General features: G+C 67.5%; 20 protein-coding genes. 10 read left to right on the top strand and 10 right to left on the bottom strand.

From position 1 onward, the window contains the following. Window positions 1–10: 10 nt before the first annotated feature. Complete coding sequence (locus tag ASE64_RS09145) at window positions 11–280, top strand: HPr family phosphocarrier protein (RefSeq protein ID WP_055779059.1); 270 nt, start codon at window positions 11–13, stop codon at window positions 278–280. Window positions 281–371: 91 nt separating this feature from the next. On the opposite strand, the gene ASE64_RS09140 is transcribed toward ASE64_RS09145, so the two are convergent. After that, window positions 372–1,349, bottom strand: coding sequence for an aldo/keto reductase (locus ASE64_RS09140; RefSeq protein ID WP_055779057.1), 978 nt, complete (start codon window positions 1,347–1,349; stop codon window positions 372–374). 52 nt (window positions 1,350–1,401) lie between these two features. Between ASE64_RS09140 and ASE64_RS09135 the strand changes: the two genes are divergently transcribed. The 4 genes from ASE64_RS09135 (at window position 1,402) to ASE64_RS09120 (ending at window position 5,146) form a co-directional block, all read left to right on the top strand. Then, window positions 1,402–2,283: an LLM class F420-dependent oxidoreductase gene (locus ASE64_RS09135; RefSeq protein WP_055779054.1), complete on the top strand. Its 882-nt coding sequence runs from the start codon at window positions 1,402–1,404 to the stop codon at window positions 2,281–2,283. 64 nt (window positions 2,284–2,347) lie between these two features. Next, window positions 2,348–2,827 carry a MarR family winged helix-turn-helix transcriptional regulator gene (locus tag ASE64_RS09130; RefSeq protein WP_055779051.1) on the top strand — a complete coding sequence of 160 codons (480 nt, stop codon included), beginning with the start codon at window positions 2,348–2,350 and terminating at the stop codon, window positions 2,825–2,827. Window positions 2,828–2,924: 97 nt separating this feature from the next. Then, window positions 2,925–4,604, top strand: a complete 1,680-nt coding sequence (locus ASE64_RS09125; protein ID WP_055779048.1) for a CYTH and CHAD domain-containing protein — start codon at window positions 2,925–2,927, stop codon at window positions 4,602–4,604. A 47-nt stretch (window positions 4,605–4,651) separates the two neighbouring features. After that, window positions 4,652–5,146: a hypothetical protein gene (locus ASE64_RS09120; RefSeq protein ID WP_146077552.1), complete on the top strand. Its 495-nt coding sequence runs from the start codon at window positions 4,652–4,654 to the stop codon at window positions 5,144–5,146. Here the strand turns inward: ASE64_RS09120 and ASE64_RS09115 are convergent. From ASE64_RS09115 to ASE64_RS09105, 3 genes are read right to left on the bottom strand one after another with little or no spacing between them, the layout of a single operon-like run. Further along, complete coding sequence (locus ASE64_RS09115) at window positions 5,143–6,114, bottom strand: acetamidase/formamidase family protein (protein WP_082466035.1); 972 nt, start codon at window positions 6,112–6,114, stop codon at window positions 5,143–5,145. The two genes, ASE64_RS09120 and ASE64_RS09115, sit on opposite strands and share 4 nt — an antisense overlap. Beyond that, window positions 6,111–7,502, bottom strand: a complete 1,392-nt coding sequence (locus ASE64_RS09110) for an APC family permease (protein ID WP_055779041.1) — start codon at window positions 7,500–7,502, stop codon at window positions 6,111–6,113. Before ASE64_RS09110 ends, ASE64_RS09115 begins: the two co-directional genes overlap by 4 nt. Then, window positions 7,499–8,446, bottom strand: a complete 948-nt coding sequence (locus ASE64_RS09105; protein ID WP_156351740.1) for a proline iminopeptidase-family hydrolase — start codon at window positions 8,444–8,446, stop codon at window positions 7,499–7,501. The genes ASE64_RS09110 and ASE64_RS09105 overlap by 4 nt, the downstream gene beginning before the upstream one ends. Window positions 8,447–8,549: 103 nt before the next feature. Between ASE64_RS09105 and ASE64_RS09100 the strand changes: the two genes are divergently transcribed. Together ASE64_RS09100 and ASE64_RS09095 are read left to right on the top strand one after the other, a co-directional pair. Beyond that, the gene (locus ASE64_RS09100) at window positions 8,550–9,311 is read left to right on the top strand and encodes a FadR/GntR family transcriptional regulator (RefSeq protein ID WP_055779034.1); all 762 of its coding nucleotides are present in this window, start codon (window positions 8,550–8,552) and stop codon (window positions 9,309–9,311) included. Between the two features lie 44 nt (window positions 9,312–9,355). Next, entirely contained in the window at window positions 9,356–10,675 is a 1,320-nt protein-coding gene (locus ASE64_RS09095) for a M18 family aminopeptidase (RefSeq protein WP_055779032.1), read from the top strand. A gap of 132 nt (window positions 10,676–10,807) precedes the next feature. On the opposite strand, the gene ASE64_RS09090 is transcribed toward ASE64_RS09095, so the two are convergent. After that, window positions 10,808–11,152, bottom strand: coding sequence for a hypothetical protein (locus ASE64_RS09090; protein WP_055779028.1), 345 nt, complete (start codon window positions 11,150–11,152; stop codon window positions 10,808–10,810). Window positions 11,153–11,239: 87 nt separating this feature from the next. After that, window positions 11,240–14,731 carry a bifunctional proline dehydrogenase/L-glutamate gamma-semialdehyde dehydrogenase gene (locus ASE64_RS09085; protein ID WP_055779025.1) on the bottom strand — a complete coding sequence of 1,164 codons (3,492 nt, stop codon included), beginning with the start codon at window positions 14,729–14,731 and terminating at the stop codon, window positions 11,240–11,242. 90 nt (window positions 14,732–14,821) lie between these two features. On the opposite strand from ASE64_RS09085, the gene ASE64_RS09080 reads away from it, so the two are divergent. Next, window positions 14,822–15,712: a LysR substrate-binding domain-containing protein gene (locus ASE64_RS09080; RefSeq protein ID WP_055779022.1), complete on the top strand. Its 891-nt coding sequence runs from the start codon at window positions 14,822–14,824 to the stop codon at window positions 15,710–15,712. 119 nt (window positions 15,713–15,831) lie between these two features. Here ASE64_RS09080 and ASE64_RS09075 read toward each other — a convergent pair whose 3' ends face one another. The 3 genes from ASE64_RS09075 to ASE64_RS09065 form a co-directional block, all read right to left on the bottom strand. Beyond that, complete coding sequence (locus ASE64_RS09075; RefSeq protein ID WP_055779020.1) at window positions 15,832–16,044, bottom strand: hypothetical protein; 213 nt, start codon at window positions 16,042–16,044, stop codon at window positions 15,832–15,834. Window positions 16,045–16,076: 32 nt separating this feature from the next. Then, window positions 16,077–16,454, bottom strand: a complete 378-nt coding sequence (locus tag ASE64_RS09070; RefSeq protein ID WP_055779017.1) for a TraR/DksA family transcriptional regulator — start codon at window positions 16,452–16,454, stop codon at window positions 16,077–16,079. A 174-nt stretch (window positions 16,455–16,628) separates the two neighbouring features. After that, complete coding sequence (locus tag ASE64_RS09065) at window positions 16,629–18,068, bottom strand: aminopeptidase P family protein (RefSeq protein WP_055779015.1); 1,440 nt, start codon at window positions 18,066–18,068, stop codon at window positions 16,629–16,631. A gap of 183 nt (window positions 18,069–18,251) precedes the next feature. On the opposite strand from ASE64_RS09065, the gene ASE64_RS09060 reads away from it, so the two are divergent. Beyond that, window positions 18,252–18,638 carry a hypothetical protein gene (locus ASE64_RS09060; RefSeq protein WP_055779012.1) on the top strand — a complete coding sequence of 129 codons (387 nt, stop codon included), beginning with the start codon at window positions 18,252–18,254 and terminating at the stop codon, window positions 18,636–18,638. Here ASE64_RS09060 and ASE64_RS09055 read toward each other — a convergent pair. Further along, on the bottom strand, window positions 18,610–19,194 hold the full coding sequence (locus ASE64_RS09055) for an Lrp/AsnC family transcriptional regulator (protein ID WP_146077550.1): 585 nt from the start codon (window positions 19,192–19,194) through the stop codon (window positions 18,610–18,612). The two genes, ASE64_RS09060 and ASE64_RS09055, sit on opposite strands and share 29 nt — an antisense overlap. Window positions 19,195–19,454: 260 nt before the next feature. Between ASE64_RS09055 and ASE64_RS09050 the strand changes: the two genes are divergently transcribed. Beyond that, a complete protein-coding gene (locus ASE64_RS09050; protein WP_055779005.1) occupies window positions 19,455–21,029 on the top strand; it encodes an ABC transporter substrate-binding protein in 1,575 nt (524 codons plus the stop codon).

Raw genomic sequence — 21,029 nt, 5'->3', positions numbered from 1 at the left:
CGAGAAACCCATGCCAGAACGCAACGCAACCATCGCCAGCCGCGTCGGACTTCACGCCCGCCCCGCCTCCGTCTTCATCGAGGCGGTCAAGCGCCAGCCCATGAAGGTGACCATCTCGAAGGGCGGCAGCACCCCGCTCGACGCCGCGAGCATCCTCTCGATCATGAGCCTCGGTGCCGCGAACGGCGACATCGTCACGCTCGCGGCCGAGGGTGACGGCGCCGAGGCCGCACTCGAGGAGCTCGCGGGCCTGCTCGAGACCGACCTCGACGCCGAATAAGCGCTGCAGAGTGCACTGAGGTGCGGAGAACGGCCGCTTCGACCGATGGGGATGCGGCCAGTCTCCGCACCTCAGTGCGTTCGGGCTCAGATCAGAAACCCTCGGGGTTGCGCGGCGTGTACGGGGCCGTGAGGCGCTCGAGTTCGGGCTCGCTCAACTCGATCTCGAGCGAGGCGACGGCGTCGTCGATGTGGCTCTCTTTCGTCGCGCCGACGATGGGCGCGGTCACCGCCGACTGCTGGCGCACCCAGGCGAGGGCGACCTGCGCGCGCGAGACGCCGCGCTCGGCGGCGATGCCGGCCACGGCATCCACGATCGCGCGATTCGATGCGTCGTCGGATGTATAGAGCCGGGCCCCGAAGAGATCTTTGCCCGTGCGCTCGGTCTGGGCATCCCAGTCGCGGGTGACCCGGCCGCGCGCCAGCGGCGACCAGGGCAGCACGCCGACCTTCTCGTCGAGGCAGAGCGGGTGCATCTCGCGCTCCTCCTCGCGCTGCAGCAGGTTGTACTGGTCCTGCATCGAGACGAACGGGGTGAGGCCGTTCGCCTCGGCCACCCGTTGGGCCTTCGCGAACTGCCACGCCCACATCGACGAGGCGCCGATGTAGCGCACCTTGCCCGATTTCACGAGGTCGTGGAGCGCGATCATGGTCTCCTCGATCGGGGTCTCCGGATCCCAACGGTGGATCTGGTAGAGGTCGACGTGGTCGACGCCGAGGCGGCGAAGGCTGTCGTCGATGGCCGACATGATGTGCGCTCGCGACAGCCCGCCGCGGTTGGGTGTGCTGCCCATGCGGCCGTGCACCTTCGTGGCGATCACCACGTCGTCGCGATGGGCGAAGTCGGCCAGGGCGCGGCCCACGATCTCCTCGCTCGATCCGTCGGAATACACGTCGGCCGTGTCGAAGGTAGTGATGCCCTTCTCGAGCGCCCTGCGGATGAGGGGGCGGCTCGTCTCCTCGTCCAGCGTCCACGCATGGCCGCCCCGATCGGGAGTACCGAAGCTCATGCATCCGAGCACGACTTCGCTGATCTGCATTCCGGTGTTTCCGAGGCGGGTGTAGCGCATGGTTCGAGATTACTGCTGCCGAGACGCTGCGCTGCGGGGTTAGTGTGAGGCCATGGACCTCGGCCTGCACTTCTACACGTTCACCGCCCCCGAGTGGGAGACCACTCTCACCGATCGCCTCACAGAGACGGCGCGGATCGCCGACGAGGGCGGTGTGGCCCTCTTCTCGTTCATGGATCACTGGTTCCAGATGCTCGACGCCGGCGGGCCGTTCGAGCCCATGCTCGAGGGCTACACCTCGCTCGGCTACCTCGCCGGCATCACGAACCGGATGCGGTTGGGCCTGCTGGTCACCGGCGTGACCTACCGGCATCCGGGCCTGCTCGCCAAGACGGTGACGACCCTCGACGTTCTCTCGAAGGGCCGCGCGGTGCTCGGCCTCGGCGCGGCCTGGTACGAGCGCGAGCACGCGGCGCTCGGAGTGCCGTTCCCCTCGACGAAGGAGCGCTTCGAACGCCTCGAGGAGACGCTGCAGATCTGTCGACAGATGTGGTCGCCGAACAACGGTTCGTTCGAGGGCGAGCACTATTCGCTCGCCGAGACGATCAGTCTTCCGCAGCCGGTGCACGGCTCGGTTCCCGTGCTCATCGGCGGCGGGGGTGAGCGCAAGACGCTGAGGATGGTGGCCGAGTACGCGCAGGCCTGCAACCTCTTCGGCGCTCCGGGCGATGCGGCGCTCGCCACGGTGAAGCACAAGCTCGACGTGCTGCGCGGCCACTGCGACGCCCTGGGAACCGACTACGACGCGATCGAGAAGACGATGCTGTACCAGGGCGATCCGACGGGCGACACGGATGCCTTCCTCGCAGACATGGAGCGCTATTCCGAAGCGGGCATCACGCTCGTCGGCACCGTACCGCCCCGGTATGTCGATCCGGTGCCGTGGACGGAGAGGCTCACGACCACGGTGGTCGGACGACTCTCGCAGATCTGAACTTGTTGCACAATATCCACGTTTACTTAGTTGTAGCGTTAACCATCTCGGTAGAATAGTCAGCATGAGTGACGATGTCTGGCTGACCGACGAGCAGCAGCGTGCCTGGGTGCGGTTCATCTCCGTGGTCGAGCGGCTTCCGGGGGTGCTCGACAGCCAGCTGCAGCACGATGCCGATCTCACGCACTTCGATTACTTCACGCTCGCCATGCTCTCCGAGGCACCGAACCGCACCCTCCGCATGACGGAGCTGGCCCTCGTCACGAACGCGACCCTTCCTCGCCTCTCGCATGTGGTCTCGCGCCTCGAGAAGCGCGGCTTCATCGAGCGCACACAGAGCTCGGACGACCGTCGGGCGACGAACGCCCAGCTCACGAAGGCGGGGTGGGAGAAAGTGGGCGCGACCGCGCCCGGCCACGTCGGCACGGTGCGCGACTACGTGATCGACCCGCTCGACGAGCGTGACGTGGAAGACCTGCATCGCATCATGAGCAAGATTCTGGCGAAGCTCGATCCTGAGCACGGGTTGCGCGTGCAGCGCTGACCTCTGTCGGCAAGAATGGATACCGGTGCGGACTGCCTTGCCGGGTGTCGGTCATGGCCCAGCTGCGCCGCTCGCAGTCAGCCCCGACGGAGGACCCATGAAGCACACCAGCCAGGTCGAGATCGAGCGCAAGTACGACGTCGATGAGAACGCGCTCGTTCCTACATTCACCAGCGTCGACGGCATCGAGAGCGTGTCTGTCGACGATGCCGTGCAGCTCGAGGCCGTGTACTACGACACCGAAGCGCTCGACCTTCTCACGAAGCGCCACATCGTGCGCCGCCGCGAGGGCGGAGGCGACGAGGGCTGGCACATCAAGCGCCCGGCGGGTGAGGGCCGCACCGAATTGCACTGGCCGCTCGATGTCGACTCGGCGGATGGCTCCGCCGAGGGCGACGCCTCATCAGACGGGGTGCCCGACTCGGTTCTCGAGCCCGTGCGCGCCATCGTGCGCGATCGCATCCTGACCCCGCTCGCCCGCATCTCGACCCGGCGCACCGCGACGCATCTCATCGGCGCCGGTGGCGAGGCCGTCGCCGAATTCGCCGACGATCAGGTCACGGCATCGGATGTCCGTGGTGGCGCCGTGCGGGCCTGGCGCGAGTGGGAGGTGGAGCTTCTGCCCGGCGCGCCAGACAGCGAGGAGGAGCGGACAGCGCTCCTCGACGCCATCGAGGTCGCTGTGCTCGCCGAGGCGGCCACCGTGTCGACGTCGCCCGCCAAGATCGCGCGGGCGCTCGGTCACGATTCCCTGAGCGATGCGCTGAACGGCGCCCACGAGTCCGGCACGGTCGAGTCCGGCACCGTCGAGGCGCGCCGCCGGAGCGCGGGTACGCGAGCGGTTCCCGCCTCTGACCTGACTGCGAAGAGCCCCGCCGCCGATGTGATCGTCGAGGCGCTTCGCCAGTTGGTCGAGCAGCTCGAGCAGCTCGATCCCCAGGCGCGAGCCGATCAGCCCGACTCCGTGCACCAGATGCGTTCCGTCGTTCGACGCCTGCGCAGCGTGCTCGCCGCATACCGCCGGCTGTTCGACGAGGAGCGGGTGTCGTCGCTGCGCGATCGGCTGCGCGCCCTGGGAGGCGTGGTCGGCACGGCTCGAGATGCCGAGGTGCGCGCGCAGCTCGCCGACGACGAGCTCGCCGAACTGGGGCACCGCACGAGCGACGCGTCGCATCGCCGCCTCGTCGAGGGTTCGCTCGAGGAATACCGTCAGGCGCACGCCGCGGCGTTGCGCATGCTCTCGAGCGCGAGCTACTACCGGCTGTTCGACGACCTCGACGACTTCGTGGCGAATCCTCCGCTGTCGGCGCTCGGCGAGAAGCGCACACCGATCAAGGTCGTCGCCGCCAAGGTGATCGCGAGCGAACTGGCGCGTCTGCGAAAGCGCGCCGGCGCGGCCGCCTTCGCCGGGGCATCCGGATCGGGCGGCGACATCGACGCCCGCGGCGATCGTGCTCTGCACAGCGCGCGTAAGGCCGCCCGTCGGCTGCGCTTCGCGGCCGACGCAGTGTCGAAGGGCGGCACCGCCGTGCTCGGAAAGAAGTACCGGCACATCTCGCGCGAGGCCGAGAGGGTGCAGGATGCGCTCGGCGATCACCGCGACAACACCCTGTTCGTGGAGCACCTGCTCGTGAACTCGAACCGCGCCCACGCGGCGGGTGAGAACACCTTCGTCTACGGCGCCATGTCTGTTCGGGCGCAGCACCGGGGAGCGGCCGCGCTCGACGAGTCTCCGAAGGCGCTCAAACGCCTCGATCGGCGGGCAGAGAGCCTCTGACGGCGACTCCCCAGTCAGGCAGAGAAATGGGGGGCTAACATGACCGCGTGTCCTTCCTGTCTGACGAAAGTCGCCTCTGGCTCGCCCGCGTGGCCGAGCTCGATGCCGCCGCTGCCGCATCGCCCCAATCGCCCCCTCCGGCGCTCGACCGCATCCGCGCCGTGCGCATGCTCGCCGCCGAGCTGGAGAAAGACGCCGCGACCCTGCACGCGGTGCGCGAGGCCCGCGCATCCGGAATCACCTGGGAAGAGATAGCGAACGCCGCGGGCCTCGGGGCTGCGGCCGCGAAGTGGCGCTGGCACGGCACCGACGCGGAGATCCTCGAGCGGCACGAGGCGGGCCGTAAGCGCTCCGCGAGGCCCAGCAGCGTGCCCACCGACCTGCCCGGAATGTCGGTTTCAGAGGCCGCCGTGAAACTCGGGGTGAGTGCTCAGGCGGTGTACCTGCGGGTCAGCCGCGGGCAGCTGCGCGCCGAGACCATCACGCTGTCGGATGGGCGCACGTACAAGCGAGTGTTCCCCGACGAGGCGCCTCCCGCCTAGAGCAGCACGCTCTTCGGCAAGATGTGCAGGGTCACCGCTCCGACGGGCGCCATCGGGTGCAGCGGATCGGGATCCTCCGACCCGGTCGGACCACCGAGCTTCGAATGGCACACCGCGCTCATCACGGCGTAGGCGTCGCCCTTGGTCCAGCCGTTATCGACGGTCAAGAACTCGAAGAGGTCTTCGTAGCCGCGCGTGATGCTCTGCTGCACGGGGTCGCCCAGCCCCACGAAGATCCACTCGTCGTCGGTCTCGACGCGAGGCGCCCGGATGCGCTTGCCGGGGATCAGGTCGATGCTCACCACCGCGACGCCCTCGGCCTCGATCGCGACGAACGACGACTCGCCTTCGGCCATCAGCGCGTGGATGTCGCCGATCGAGAGGTACGCGCCCTCGACCATGACGGGGAGGTAGACCACCGATCCGGGGCGGCACTCGGTGAGGTCCATGTTGCCGCCCTCTGCATAGGCCGGCATGATCGTGGAATTCGAGCCCTCCGCGGGAGCCGTGCCGATGCATCCGATCATCGGACGCACGGGGAACGTGTGCCGGTCGGTGACGTGGGCGCCCTCCGCGTCGAGTGGCACGCGCCGGCTGAAGAGCTCCGGTCCCATGACCTCCGACAGCGCTCCGGTGCCGGGCAGGCTCACGGACCAACCGCAGTCCTTGAGCCTGATCTCGTGGATCGTCACGGCGAGCGTGTCGCCCGGCGCGGCGCCCTCGACGAAGACCGGGCCGGTGACGGGGTTGATGCCTGCCGTCAGCTTCTGCATGTCTTTGTGCTCGTGCAGTTGGCGATACACCTCGTCGCTCGTTTCGAAGCCGATGCGCTCACCGGTTCCGGCGGCGATCCTCAGGGCGGGGTCGGATGCCTCGAAGCCGAAGCGGCCGTTCTCCTTGCCCAGCAGGTGATCGATTCCGGCCGGGTCGACGATCCAGGTGGTGTTGCCGTGGTCTCTGTCACTCATACGTGAGCATCCTCCTCTGTCAGCTCGGTCTTACGACCGGTGATCTTGTAATAGGCGAAGACTGCCGCTCCGATGACCAGCCAGACGAGCCCGCCCACCTTGGCTTCCACGGCCGCGTTCAGCAGCACGTAGCCGATGATCAGGAACCCGATGACGGGCACCACCAGGTGCAGCAGGTAGTTCTTCGACTTCTTCTTCACGATGTAGAAGACGATCACGGCGACGTGCAACAGCATGAATCCGAAGAGCGCCCCGAAGTTGACGAGTGCCGAGATCAGGTCGATCTGCCCGACGAAGAACAGCACAAGCACGGCCGAGAGGGCCGACACGAGCAGGATGGCGTTCTGGGGAACCTGGCGCTTGTTGATGACGCTAAGGAAGCGGGGCAGCTGGCGATCGCGGCTCATCGAGAAGAGCAGTCGGCTGGTCGCGGCCTGCGCGGCCATGGCGTTGGCAATGCCCACGGCGAGTACGTTCACCACCAGGAAGGCCGTCATCCAGCCGCTGTTCGAGGCGGCCTGCACGATGGTGAAGAAGGCGTTGCCGACCTCGTCGTCGCTGAACGACTCGCGTCCGCCGGCCAGCGCGCTCGCCAGCCAGGTCTGCACGATGAAGAGCACGGCGACGATGATCAACGCGAGGATCATGGCGCGCCCGGCGGAGTTGCGCCCGCCGGTGGCCTCTTCGGCCATGGTCGAGATGCCGTCGAAGCCCAAGAAGCTGAGCACGGCGATCGACAGGGCGGATGCGATGAGCGGCCCGGTCACCTTGCTGGCGTCCCACAGGGGGTCGATCGTGAACGCCGCATCAGGCACGGTGTTGCCCGAGAGGGCGGTGACCGCGATGACGATGAAGATCACCACGAAGATCAGCTCGATGGCGAGGAAGATGCGGTTCATCAGCTTGAGCGAACCGATGCCCAGCAGATTGACGACGGTGTTGATGGCCACGAAGACGAGCGCCCAGACCCAGCGCGGGGTATCGGGGAAGATGCCCACCATCGACTCGGCGGCGAAGACGTAGAGGAGGGTCGGCACCAGCAGGTAGTCGAGCAGAATGGCCCACCCCGCGAAGAAGCCGGCCGTGGGGTGGATGCCGCGGCCCACGTACGAGAAGACGCTGCCCGCCAGCGGGATCGACTTGGCCATCTGCTGGTAGGCGAGGGCGGTGAAGATCATGGCGATGAGGCCGATGAGATAGACCAGCGGAACCATGCCGCCGGCCGCGTTGTACACGACGCCGAAGATCGCCCACGGCGCGATGGGCACCATGAAGACGAGACCGTAGATCAGCAGATCGACGGTCGACACGCTTCTCTTGAGTTGCTGCTTGTAGCCGAGCGATTCGAGTTCCTGCTGGGCGCTCAGGGCGGGGCCGGACTGGGTCATGATGTGAGGTCTCTTCTGTCGGAGGTGCTGTAGTCGTGCGTGCTGAGGTCATGCTTGCTCAAGAAGTGCGCGATCTCGGCCCGGAAGATCTCGGGCTGCTCGAGGTGGACGCAGTGACTGGCTCCGGCGAAGACATGGGTGGTGGCTCCGGCGATGCGGGTGGCGAAGGGTTCCCAGGTGGCGGGCGTTGCTTCGTCGAACTCGCCGGCGACGACGAGTGTGGGGGTGTCGATGCGATCGAGGCGATCGACGACGGTCCAGGAACCCAGGGTGCCGACGACATGGAACTCGTTCGGCCCGTTCATGGTGTGGTACACCGTGGGCTCCGCTTCCATCTGGTCGACGCTCTCCTGAAAATCGGGGGGTGTCGGGGTGACGCGGCACACGTGCCGCTCGTAGAAGACGGCGGATGCCGCCACGTACTCGGGGTCGTCCAGCGTTCCGGCGGCCTCATGCCGGTCGAGCGCGCCCTGCATCTCGGTCGGCAGCTCGTCGCGGAGGGCGCTCGCGGCCTGCGACCAGAGCGGCATCGACGCGGGGGAGTTGCAGATGCTGACGCTGGCCAGGGCGGGGTTGCGGCGCACGGCGATCTCCGCGGCGAGCATGCCTCCCCATGACTGACCGAGCAGGTGCACGCGGTCGAGGTCGAGCGTCTCGAGCAGGTTCTCGAACTCGTCGACGAACAGTTGGGGTGTCCAGAAGTCGGCGGGCGCGTCGGGCAGGTGCGTGCTGTTGCCGCAGCCGAGCTGGTCGTAGTGGATGACCGTGCGGCCCGTCTCGTCGGCGAGGAGGCCGATGTTCCGCACGTAGTTATGGGCCATGCCCGGTCCGCCATGCAACACCACGAGGGGGAGTGCGCCCTCGCGGGGTGCATCGGGGGTCTCGGCTCGAACCCACGTGGAGTACTCGCCGAACGGGATGAGACGGGTGGTCACAGAAGACATGAAGGACATTGTGCACAAGAAAAGGTCTCAACAGAAGACCATTTGGCTCCATTAACATGAGCGTTACATTCGGCCGCCCGATGACACGCGAACGGAGGATCCGATGACCGCGGACCAGACGCCCGTCGCCTCCCATCTCGCAACCCCGATCGTGAGTTCGTCGAGGTCGGACGAGATCACGGATCGGCTGATCACCGCGATCGCCGTCGGAGAGTACCTTCCCGGCTCCAAACTGCCCCCCGAACGAACGCTGGCCGCTTCGCTCAAAGTGGGGCGGATGGCGGTGCGGCAGGCTCTCGCCGTGCTGGTCGAGAAAGGGCTTCTCGAGACCCAGCGCGGGCGCGGTGGCGGCTCGTTCGTGCGCGAGCAGTGGGGTCCCGAATCGGATGCCCCGGTGCAGCGCACCCTGTCGGCCCGGCTCGACGACCTGCGCGACACCCTCGAAGCAGTCGGCTGGCTGCACGGCACGATCGCCCGAGCCGCGGCGAGCCGCCGCACGCCCGACGACATCGCGCGGCTCCGGGAGTGCCTCGCAGGGTACCGATCCGCCGAATCGGGTCGGGCCTCCCAGAAGGCCGACGAGCAGTTGCACCTCGCCATCGGCCGGGCCACCCACAACGCGACCCTTCAGTCTCTTCTGCTCGACCTCGAGTCGCGCGTCAGTATCTCGGCCCCGGCTCACCTGTGGGGCTCTCCCGAGGGCATGCGCGACATGGAGCTGCGCGCGTTAGGCGATCACGACAGGCTCGTCACGGCCATCGTGGAGGGCCGGGCCGACGACGCCGGCCGCATCGCGTCGGAGCACGTGCACATCGACCTCGAACTCATCGAGGCAGCGCTGGCAAGGTCACTCGCCACCCGCTGAGCAGAAGACCTGCGCTGCCCGGTTGCAGTGGTTGGATTGACTCTATGGATGCCCACATCACCGACGCGTACATCGACGACTTCGCCCGTTTCATCAAAGCCTCTCCCAGCTCGTATCACGCGGTGGCCGAGGCCGCCCGGCGGCTCGACGAGGCCGGATTCTCGAGGCTCGACGAGACGAGCGAGTGGCCGGCGGCCGGCGACGGCGATCAGGCGGCGTCCGAGCCCGCCGCATCCGCCCGGAACTACGTCGTGCGCGACGGCGCGATCATCGCGTGGCTGACGCCCGCCGGCGCCACGAAGACGACGCCGTTCCGCGTTCTCGGCTCGCACACCGACTCGCCCGGCTTCAAGCTCAAGCCGAAGCCCACGATCGCGAACCGCGGATGGCTGCAGGCCGGTGTCGAGGTCTACGGCGGCCCGCTGCTCAACTCGTGGCTCGACCGCGAACTCGAACTCGCCGGCCGACTCGTCACCCACGACGGTCGCGAACATCTCGTGCGCACCGGACCGTATCTGCGCATCCCGCAGCTCGCGATCCACCTCGATCGAGAGGTGAACTTGGGGCTCGTGCTCGACAAGCAGCGGCACATGACCCCGGTGTTCGGCGTGGGTCACGCGGGCGACCTGCTGGCCCATCTGGCGCATCTCGCGGGTGTGCCGGCGTGGGATGTCGCCGGCTACGACCTGCTGACGGCGGACACCCAGGCGCCCGCTCGCTTCGGCAAAGACGGCGAACTCTTCGCGGCCGGTCGCATGGACAACCTGTCATCGGTCTATGCGGGACTCGTGGCGCTGATCGCGGCCGCTGAGAGGTCGCCGGCCGAGCAGCAGCACATCAGCGTGCTCGCCGCGTTCGACCACGAGGAACTGGGCAGCGAGTCGCGCTCGGGCGCATCAGGGCCCCTGCTCGACGACGTTCTCAGTCGCATCGGGGCCGGTCTCGGTGCCACCTCGAGCGAGCGGCTGCAGGCGTACGCCGCATCCTGGTGTCTCTCGGCCGATGCCGGACACGCGGTCCACCCGAACTATCCCGAGCGGCACGACCCCGTGAACACCCCGATCGCGGGCGGGGGACCGCTGCTCAAGATCAACGCGAATCAGCGCTATGCGACGGATGCGTTCGGTGCGGCCCTGTGGGCGCGCGCCTGTGAGCGCGCCGGCGTCAGTTACCAGGAGTTCGTGTCGAACAACGCGGTTCCGTGCGGGTCGACGATCGGACCGCTGACCGCGACGAGGCTGGGAATCCGCACGGTCGACGTGGGAGTCCCGCTGCTGTCGATGCACTCGGCACGCGAGCTGTGCCACGTGAACGACCCCGTGGCGCTCTCGGCGGCGATCGGCGCGTTCTTCGCGGGAGCGTAGCGGGCGCGTGGTCTCGATACGTCGAGCTCGCTCCTCACGCGACTACTCGACCGAGACTCGCGTCAACTGAGGACAATATCGCTGCAGGGCTTTGTATCCGGGGCATTCGTCCGCCCCGGGGGAACTTTGTCCTCAATTGCGGTCCCCGCTCCGGGTGGCGGCGCGCACGATAGCGACCCCGCGAACGAGTCGCCAGACTCCGAAGGGCAGGAGTATGAGGCAGAGCGCTTTCAGCACCAAAAGGTGGAGGGTCAGCGCGCACCAGAGCCCGAGCCCGATGAGGCCCGCACCGACGAGCATGTTGACGACACCGCCGAGGGTCCATTGCGCCTTCAGAAGCGACATCGTCGTTTCGAGGATGCGGTCGGCGATGCTCAGCCCGAGGGCACTGGCGAGCGCGTAGACGGCGAGCGCCAAAAGTGGAAGCGTGGCGACGCAGACGAGCACCACAAGGAGGATGGTGACCAGGGCGTCCACCGCCTCAGCGTAGCGGTCGGTCGAGTGGTGAAGGTCGTTGCCTGAGCTTGTCGAAGGAGCCCTTCGACAAGCTCAGGGAACGGTGAGCTAGATCAGGTTGTCGCTCAGGTGGTTCGGCGTTCCGAAGCGGTGCGCCGTGATCGACACCGCCTGCTCGTGCAGGAACGGCAGCAGCTCGATGCGACCCGACTCCGTGACCTCGCCGGCGTAGACGGCGAGATCCGGGCGGCCGCCGGTGGCGATCGCAAGCTCACCGGCAGATGCGCCGACCAGCCGCACCGTCGCATCCGTCATCGTGTTCGCCCGAGCGAGCCAGGCCTCGTCGCTCTCGATACGCATCGACAGGCCGCACTCGGAGACGGCTGCGCGCAGCTGCGCGGGCAGCGCGACGGCTGCCGACACGTCGATCGGCGCGCCCGAGACGAAGGCGGCCGCCAGCACACGAACGGCGGATGCGTCGGTCGCGTCGCTGCCGAATCTCACGGTCACGGGGCGCGGCATGTAACGGAACACGTTGCGCTCGGCACTCAGGCCGGTGACATCACGGGCGAGGCCGAACTCCGAGGCCCAGGCTGCGGCGTCGCTCGCGGCCGCGCGGCGCAGACTCCCGAAGTCGTCGGCGCTCAGCTCGGTCGCGGCGGCGTCGATCAGTCGTCGAACAGACGCGTTGGCCACGGGGGCGTCGGCGTGACTGACCGCCGTCGTCCACGAGCCGAGACCGAGGAGGTAGTTCGGTCCGCCCGCCTTCGAGCCGGGGCCGACGACCGACTTCTTCCAGCCGCCGAAGGGCTGCCGACGCACGATCGCGCCGGTCGTTCCGCGGTTGACGTAGAGATTTCCGGCCTGGATGCGCGACAGCCACACGCCGAGTTCTGACGAGTTCAGCGAGTGCAGCCCGGCGGTGAGCCCGTAGTCGATCTCGTTCTGGATCTCGATGGCCTCCTCGAGGGTCGCTGCGGTCATGATGCCGAGGATCGGTCCGAAGTATTCGGTGAGGTGGTACTCGGAACCGCGGCGCACGCCGGCGCGCACCCCGGGGCTCCAGAGGGCGCCGCTGTCATCGAGGCTCTTGGGCGCGACGAGCCATTTCTCACCCTCGCCCAGAGTCGTGAGGCCGGAGAGGAGCTTGCCCTTGGCTTTCTCGATGATCGGCCCCATCTGGGTGCTCGGATCGGCCGGGTAGCCGACCGTGAGCGACGACACCGCGTCGACCAATTGAGTGCGGAACCGGCGCGAGGTCGCGACCGAGCCGACGAGAATCACGAGCGACGCGGCCGAGCACTTCTGCCCGGCGTGCCCGAACGCCGAGGCGACGACGTCTTTCACGGCGAGGTCGAGGTCGGCGGAGGGCGTCACGATGATGGCGTTCTTGCCACTGGTCTCGGCGAGCAGGGGAACGTCGGGGCGGAACGAACGGAACAGCTCGGCCGTCTCGTATCCGCCCGTGAGGATCACCCGGTCGACGGCGTCGTGCGCGATGAGCGTGCGACCCAGCGACTGGTCGGCGAGCTGCACGAGGCGCAGGGCCTCGCGGGGGACACCGGCGCGCCACAGCGCCTCGACCATGACAGCTCCGGAGCGGCGGGCCTGGCGGGCCGGCTTGATGACGACGGCCGAACCGGCGGCGAGGGCGGCGAGGGTCGAGCCCGCGGGAATGGCGACGGGGAAGTTCCACGGGGGAGCGACGACCGTCAGAGTCGACGGCACGAAGGTGGCGCCGTCGATGCTGTCGAGCTCGCGTGCCCGCTCGGCGTAGAAGTGGGCGAAGTCGATCGCCTCGGAGACCTCAGGATCGCTCTGGTCGAGGGTCTTGCCGGTCTCCGATGCCATGACCTCCATCAGATCGGCGCGCGCCAGGGCGAGTTCGTCGCCCGCCCGGTGCAGCACCTCGGCGCGCTCGGCGCCCGAGAGCTGGCCCCACGCGGAACCGGCGGTCGCCGCAGTCTGGATGACCGCATCCAATTCGTTCTCGTCGTGCACCATCGATGCGGCGATCGTGTCGTCGCCGAGCAGCGACGACGGAACGCGGCGCAGGATCTCGAGACCCCACGCACGGTTCTGCGGCAATGCGGGGTCGGTGTCGGCGGTGTTGTCGAAACCCGAGCGCGCTGCCTTCGCCTCGGACGCGCCGCGGTTCTGAGTGCGGTTCGGCTGCGGCACGGCGTCGTCGAGCTCGGCCAGCGACGCCTCGAAGCGCTCGCGCTCACGGGTGAACAGCGCCTCGTTCTCGCTGAGCTCGAAGACCGCAGACATGAAGTTCTGCTGGCTGGCGCCTTCTTCGAGACGGCGGATGAGGTACGCGATCGCCACGTCGAACTCCTGCGGGTGCACGACGGGCGTGTACAGCAGCAGCGAGCCGACCTCGCGGCGCACGGCCTCGGCCTGCCCCTGGGCCATGCCGAGCAGCATCTCGAACTCGAGACCGTCGGTCACGCCGCGCTTCTGGGCGAGCAGCCACGCGAAGGCGATGTCGAAGAGGTTGTGGCCCGCGACTCCGATGCGCACGTTGTCGATACGGTCGGGGTGCAGCGAATAGTTCACGACGCGCTTGTAGTTCGTGTCGCTCTGCTGCTTGGTCGACCAGGTCGCCAGCGGCCAGCCGTGCAGGCTCGCCTCGACCTCCTCCATGGGCAGGTTCGCGCCCTTGACGATGCGCACCTTCACCCCGGCGCCGCCCGCAGCGCGGCGAGCGGATGCCCAGTCCTGCAGGCGGATCATCGCCGAGAGGGCGTCGGGCAGGTAGGCCTGCAGCACGATGCCGGCCTCGAGCTCGTGGAAGCGGGGGTCGTCGAGGATGCGCATGAAGACCGCCATGGTGAGGTCGAGGTCTTTGTACTCCTCCATGTCGAGGTTGATGAACTTCGCCGGCGTCGCCTTGGCGGCCCGCTCGAACAGCGGAGTGAGGCGCTCGACGATGTGGGCGACGGCTTCGTCGAAGGCCCAGGCCGAGTGCGGCGCGACGGTGGAGGAGACCTTGATCGACACGTAGTCGACGTCGTCGCGTGCGAGCAGGCGATGCGTGCCTTCGAGGCGGCGGGCAGCCTCGGCCTCGCCGAGCACGGCCTCCCCGAGCAGGTTGACGTTGAGCTTCGTGCCCTCGCCGTGGCTGCGCAGCTTCGCGATGGCCGACCCGAGTCGGGCGTCGGTGGCGTCGATGATGAGGTGGCCGACCATGCCGCGCAGCACCTTGCGCGCGATGGGGATGGCGACGGCCGGTGCGATGGGGGCGGCCAGGCCGCCAAGGCGCACCGCGCTCTTCAGATACCAGGGCAGGAAGGCGGGCACATCCGGAGCGAGGGCGCGCAGATTGCGCGCGGCCACGCCGAGGTCTTCGGGGCGCACGACGCCGTCGACGAAGCCGACGGTGAAGTCGAGCCCCTTCGGGTCTTTGAGAACACCGGCCAGGCGCTGGGCAGATGCATCGGCGGGAATGGCGGCCGCTTCGGTCAGCCAGCGACGCACGAGGGCGGTGACCGCCTCGGGGGTGGGCAGGTCGGCGGGCGAGGAAACGGTGCGTGAACGGGTCGCGGCGTCGAGGGCCTCGATTGTCGCTTCCGGGTTAGAGGCAATGTCGGTCATGGGTTCAGTATGGGATGCCGCTTACTTTAGATAAAGTGACCTTTCATAACCAATAAACATCGGCTCAGCCGATGAATCGAAGGAGCCACGATGCTCGATGCCCGGCGCTTGCGCATCCTGCGTGAACTCAAGATTCGTGGCACCCTGGCCGAGGTCGCGTCGGCCATGAATTTCAGCCCGTCATCGGTGTCTCAGCAGCTCGCGCTGCTCGAGAAAGAGACGGGCGTCGAGCTGTTGCGCAAGGTAGGGCGGCGCGTACAACTCACCCCGCAGGCCGAGATTCTGGTGGCTCAGACCGCCGCGATGCTCGAGATCCTCGAGAGCGCCGAAGCCACGCTCGCGGCCTCGCTGACCGCCGTCACCGGCAGTGTGCGGGTCGCCGTGTTCCAGTCGGCCGCGCTGGCACTGATGCCGGATGCGCTGAGCCTCATGCGCTCCCGCTATCCCGAGGTGCGGGTCGAGATGGTGCAGCGCGAACCCGAGACGGCACTCTACGAAACCTGGGCCCGCGACTTCGACATGGTGGTCGCCGAGGAGTACCCGGCGCACGCGGCGCCGCGGCATCCGGAGCTCGACAAGAAGTGGCTCACGTCTGACGCGGTCTCTCTCGCCGTTCCTCCCGCCGGTCGGCAGATCCACGGCGTCGAGTCGATCGAGGATGCGCACGACCTGCCCTGGGTGATGGAGCCGGCGGGCGCCGCCTCTCGGCACTGGGCACTGCAGCGCTGCCGCATCGCCGGATTCGAGCCCGATGTGCGCTACGAGACGGCAGACCTGCAGGCTCAGATCCGCCTGATCGAATCGGGCAACGCCGTGGCGCTGATGCCCGAACTCGTGTGGGCGGGACGCGAGACGAGTTGCCGACTCATCGAGCTGGCGGGGGATGCGCGCCGGTCGATCTTCACCTCGGTGCGCGACAGCGGGGCGCATCACCCCGCGACGGTGGCGTTCAGAGAGGTGCTCGAGGAGATCGCGGCGTGACGCCTCTTCTGGATGCCGAGATGACACTTCCGCTGCATCGAACCGCGATCTCGGGGCCCTGACGCGACGCGAACTGTCATCTCGGTGGCGGGCTCGGGCTTCGGCGCCAGGCGCAGGGCTCAGGGAACGGGTGGGGCGGCGGGTGGCGCGGCCGGGGGCTGCGGTCCGGGGTTCGTGGCCGGGCGGTACTCCTCGAGCCAGAGCTGGTGCTTGTAGAGCGCCGACACGACCGCCGCTCGAATCACCATGTAGAGAACGAGGGCGCCGATCGCGAGACCGATGGCATAGGCGAAGAACGTAGCGAAGACCAGGGATTCCGAGTTGGCGACCATGCGGCCAGCATAGTCATCGGCCTCCGGCGGGCTCAGCGCTCCGTGGCACGGGCGCACGCGATGCAGAGCGTGGCCTCGGGCCGCGCTTCGAGGCGCGCGAACCCGATTGGCAGGCTGCATCGGGTGCAGGTGCCGTACGTACCCGCGGCAAGGCGCTCGAGGGCCGCGTCGACCGCCTCCGACGCGCTCGCCAGCTCGCCGTGCACCCCGTGGATGCGTGACCACTCGCTCGAGAGTGTCGGGCCCTCGGGGTCGTGCTCGTCGTCGACCGACTCCGCGCCGCGCGCCTCGCGCACCTCGACGAGCGTCTGCGCCAGCCCGCCGAGTTCTCTGTCGATGTCGAACCGACGCTCGCGCAACTGCGCCTCGAGAAGCCGCAGTTCGGCATCCGTGAGCGCTGATTCGGGCATGACTTATCGTCGCACGGAGGCGAGACGGGGTGACCCGAGGCCGCGCAACCGCCGAGCGCGCTGTTGGCGGGCGAACGCGCATCCGCGCACGGCGCGCTCGCCCGGGCACGGCGCGCTTCTCGGCCGACAGCTGCTTCTGCCGCGTCGACTCGACCTTTGTGAGCGCGCGGGCGGCTACTGCGTCAGCGTACGCACCCACGCCTCGACGTCGTCGACCTCTACCGGCAGCGCCCCCGAGAGATTCTCGTACCCCGAGTCGGTGATCAGCAGATCGTCTTCGATGCGCGCTCCGATGCCGCGCAACTCCTCGGGAAGCGTGAGGTCATTGGCATGGAAGTAGATCCCCGGCTCGACCGTGAGCACCATCCCGGCGACGAGCGGCGTGCGCAGATAGAGTTCCTCGCTGGTCTTGGCGCAGTCGTGCACGTCGAGGCCGAGATGGTGCCCGTTTCCGCAGATCGCATAGCGGCGGTGGTACTGCCCTTCGGGGCTGAGCGCCTCCTCGAGCGTTCCGGGCAGGATGCCCCAGCTGTACAGACCGCGCGCGATCACGTCGTGCGCCGCCTCCTGGAAGTCGGAGAACAGGGCGCCCGGTCGCAGCGTCGAGAGCGCGGCCGCCCGCGCCTCGAGCACGAGTTCGTACACCCGGCGCTGGGCGGGCGAGAAGGTGCCGGATGCCGGGAAGGCGCGCGTGACATCCGCCGTATAGAGGGTGTCGACCTCGACTCCGGCATCGAGAAGTACGAGGTGATCGGCGCTCACCGGGCCGTCGCAGCGCGTCCAGTGCAGAGTGGCCGCGTTCGGCCCCGAGCCCATGACTGTGGTGTAGCCGACACCGTTCGCGCCCTGGCGGGAGTGGCGCTCGAAGGTGGCCTGCAGCCAGCGCTCGCCTCGGCCGGAGATCGCGGCCGGCAGCTCTGCGACGACGGCAGCGAAGCCGTCGACCGTGGCGTCGACCGCAGCGCGCAGCTGGCCGATCTCCCACTCGTCTTTGACGAGCTTGAGGTCTGAGAGGACCCGCTCGAGTTCGGGCGACGCCACGTCGATGCCGCTCTCGACCAACGCGGGTTCGACCGCCCCCGCAGAGAGCACGTCGCCGGAGACAGCGCCGTGGATTACGCGAAGATCATCGGCGAGCACGGCCAGTGAACGCACCTCGACCTGCAGCGCGCTCGCCCAGTCGTCGAGGCCGGGAGCGGCTCCGACCCACAGCTCGCCGCGCATCGCATCGGCGTAGAAGGCCTCCTCGCCCGCGTAGGCGGGTTCGGTCAGGTAGAGCACGGCGTCGTGGCCGGATGCCGTGGGCCGCATCACGACGACAGCCGCCTCGGCGACGCATCCGGTGAGCCAGGCGAAGTCGCTGTGCGGCCGGAAGCCGAACTCGGTGTCGTTGGAACGAACGGCGCTGCGTCCGCTCGCGACGACCAGGGTCGCTGCGGGGAAACGACCCGAGAGTCGTGCTCGATGAGCGGCAGCGGCCTCGGCTGCGCCGGGCGTGACGCGAGCGGTGCGATCGGGCTGCGCCCAGCCGCCCGCCATGAAGTCGCGGAACGTCTCGGAGGTGGGCAGCCGAGGCATCCGGGGGTCTCGCGGCGCCGGCGAAAGAGTAGTCATGTCTGCAAATTAGTCCTTTCGTCGATCACGTTTCAAGCTCGTTACGACCTGGTCGGCATTTTGTCCTGAGTGCGTCGATAACGGCGTCGATTCGTCCACGAATGTCATGTAGCTGACATCTGCCGATGGACTTTCTGCCCGCGAATTGACGAGCGGAACCGCGTTCCGCAACAGTGGGCGATCATGAGCACCTCCTCCGACGCATCCTCTGCCGCAGCCTTTGACACCTTCGACGAATCGATCGACGACACGGTGTTCGACATGGTCTCGTCGACGGCCAGTGCGGTGTCGACGACGGCGCCGTCGCGTTTTCACTATCGCGAGGATCGTGGCGTCATCTGGGGCGAGTACACGGGGGACACCGTGACGGTGGGTCGCTTCAGTGGCTACCGTGACCGCGACGTGCTGCACGTGTCGTTCGTGCACCTCGGCGTCGACGGTTCCACGACCGCCGGCTCCGCCACCTCCGTGGTCAGCCGCACGGCCGATGGCGTTCTTGAGCTGACCGAAGACTTCGTGGGCCCCGACGGGGCCGACCACGTCAGCGTGTGCCGCGAGGTGCGCGCCTAGCGTTCTGCGCGTTCTCGGCGCTCTTCGCGCGCTCGTCACTCGTTCGCACGAACCGCGTCATGCCGTAGCGCTCGCCGGATTGCTGCAGGGTGTCGCTTGCCGAGGCTCCCATGCGCAGCGAGACGTTCGACGACATCTCGTCCATGATGAAGACGGTCACGGTGGCCTTGACCGACGGCCATTGCGCGAGCCGGGTGGCAACGAGATCGTGGATGGCCGCGACGCCCGAGCCCCGAACCAGCAGCATGGCGTCGTGCTCGCCGGTCATCACCGTGAACGATTCGAGCTCGTCGAGGGTGGAGAGTCTGCTGCGGAAATCGGACCACTGGCTCTGCCTGACGGTGACGAACACCATGGCGGCGACATTCAGGCCGACGGCGGTCGGATCGATGTCGGCATGCACCCCGCGGATCACTCCGTTACGCACCAGGGACTCGTAGCGCGTGTATGCGTTGGAGCGCGAGATGCCCAGTTCTTCAGAGAGTGTGGCGATCGAGATGCGCCCGTTGTCTCTCAGGATCTCCAGCATGCGCACGTGCGTCTCATCAAGATCCAAAGTCGACCCCCTGTTTTGTCCGTGTCTGCGGCTGCAGAATCTCTCATTTAGAGATGTTATGTCGCTATACCGCACGCTGTCACCACTTTGTCCTGATATCGAACCGTCAGATTGACACTTGATCTGTGTGAGAAGTAATTTCAAGACAACATTCCACATCTGGTTAGTGCAGAATTCACTGACCGACCGCAGTAACAGACTCGCCCAGCATCCTCCCTCACCCGATAAGCACCTTCATCACCCGATAGGAGACCACCCTCGTGTTGTCACCATTCCGCCGCGTCGTCGGCATCGTCGGCATCGCCGTCGTCGCTACGCTCGGCATCACCGCTTGCAGCGCGGGCTCGAGCGACTCGAGCGCGTCCGGCGGCAAGTCCGTCGTCGTCGACTCGTCGTTCGACCTGAAGACGGCCGACCCCAACCGCGAGTACGAGACGACGGGATCGATCGTCGCCAAGGCTCTCTACGAGACGCTCCTCACCTTCAAGGGTGACGACGTGACGAAGCCTGTCGACGGACTCGCGAGCTACGAGATGAACGCCGACAACACGGTGATGACTCTCACGATGGCAGATGGCCATGTCTTCTCCGACGGCACCCCCGTGACCGTCGACGACGCCGTCTTCTCGTTGCAGCGCGTGCAGGGAATCAAGGGCAATCCCTCGTTCCTGCTCGAGGGAATCACTGTCGCGAAGACGAGCGACACCACGCTCACGCTCACCGCGGCCACGCCGAACCCGGCGCTTCCGTACATCCTTCCGAACCCTGCGCTCAGCGTCGTGAACAAGAAGGTCGTCGAATCCAACGGCGGAACCGCAACCGACGCCGACGGTGCCGAGGCCTACCTGAACGGCGCATCCGCCGGCTCCGGCCCGTACATGCTCGAATCGTTCGACGTGGCCTCGCAGGTGGTCTTCACCAAGAACCCGAAGTACACGGGCGATGCCCCGGCCTACGACCGCGTGGTTCTGCGCAATGTGCAGGGCCCGACACAGAAGCTCAACATCCAGGCCGGTGAGTCGCAGGTCGCCCTCGACCTGAACCCCGACCAGGTCGCGGAGGTCGGCAGTTCCGACGTGACCGTGCTCTCGAGCCCCTCGCGTTACATGATCTTCCTTCTCCTGAACCAGGATCCGTCCGTCTCTGCGATCACCAGCAACCCCGACTTCCTGAAAGCGGTCAAGGCCGGTATCGACTACAACAAGATCGTCGACCTCGCCGGTGACGGATCCGTTCAGCCCGGTGGATTCATCCCGTCGCTCTTCGTGGGCGCGATCGACGCATCCGACGGCAACCAGCACGATGCCGCCGCAGCCAAGGCGGCGCTCGCCTCCTCGGGATACAAGGGCGAGGATGTCACGCTCAACTTCCCGAACGACATCACCGTTCAGGGCCTGTCGCTGCAGAGCGTCGCTGAGTCCGTGCAGGCCCAGCTGAAGGAGGTCGGCATCAACATCGTGCTGGCTCCCGCGCCGGTCGCCACCGAGCTCGACGCCTACCGCAACGGCAAGGAGACCGTGGGTCTCTGGTACTGGGGCCCCGACTTCCCCGACCCGTCGAACTACCTCGCGTTCACGCCCGGCGAGCTCGTCGGCCTGCGCGCCGGTTGGGCTGCTGGCGCAGACCAGACGGTGACCGATCTGGCCACCGCAGCCAAGGCTGCCGTCTCGACCGACGAGCGCCAGAGCGCCTACGCGGCCCTGCAGAAGGCGCAGAACGCCTCCGGCCCGTTCGTTCCGCTGCTGCAGCCGGCTCAGAACGTGGTCACCTCGAAGAGCATCACCGCGGTCAGCCTGAACCCGGTCTGGACGATCGATCTTGCCGGAATCAAGTAA

The organism is Agreia sp. Leaf210, assembly GCF_001421485.1.
Classification (GTDB): domain Bacteria; phylum Actinomycetota; class Actinomycetes; order Actinomycetales; family Microbacteriaceae; genus Agreia.
The sequence above is the reverse complement of the archived record's forward strand: the minus strand, read 5'-3'. Positions and strand labels throughout refer to the sequence as shown.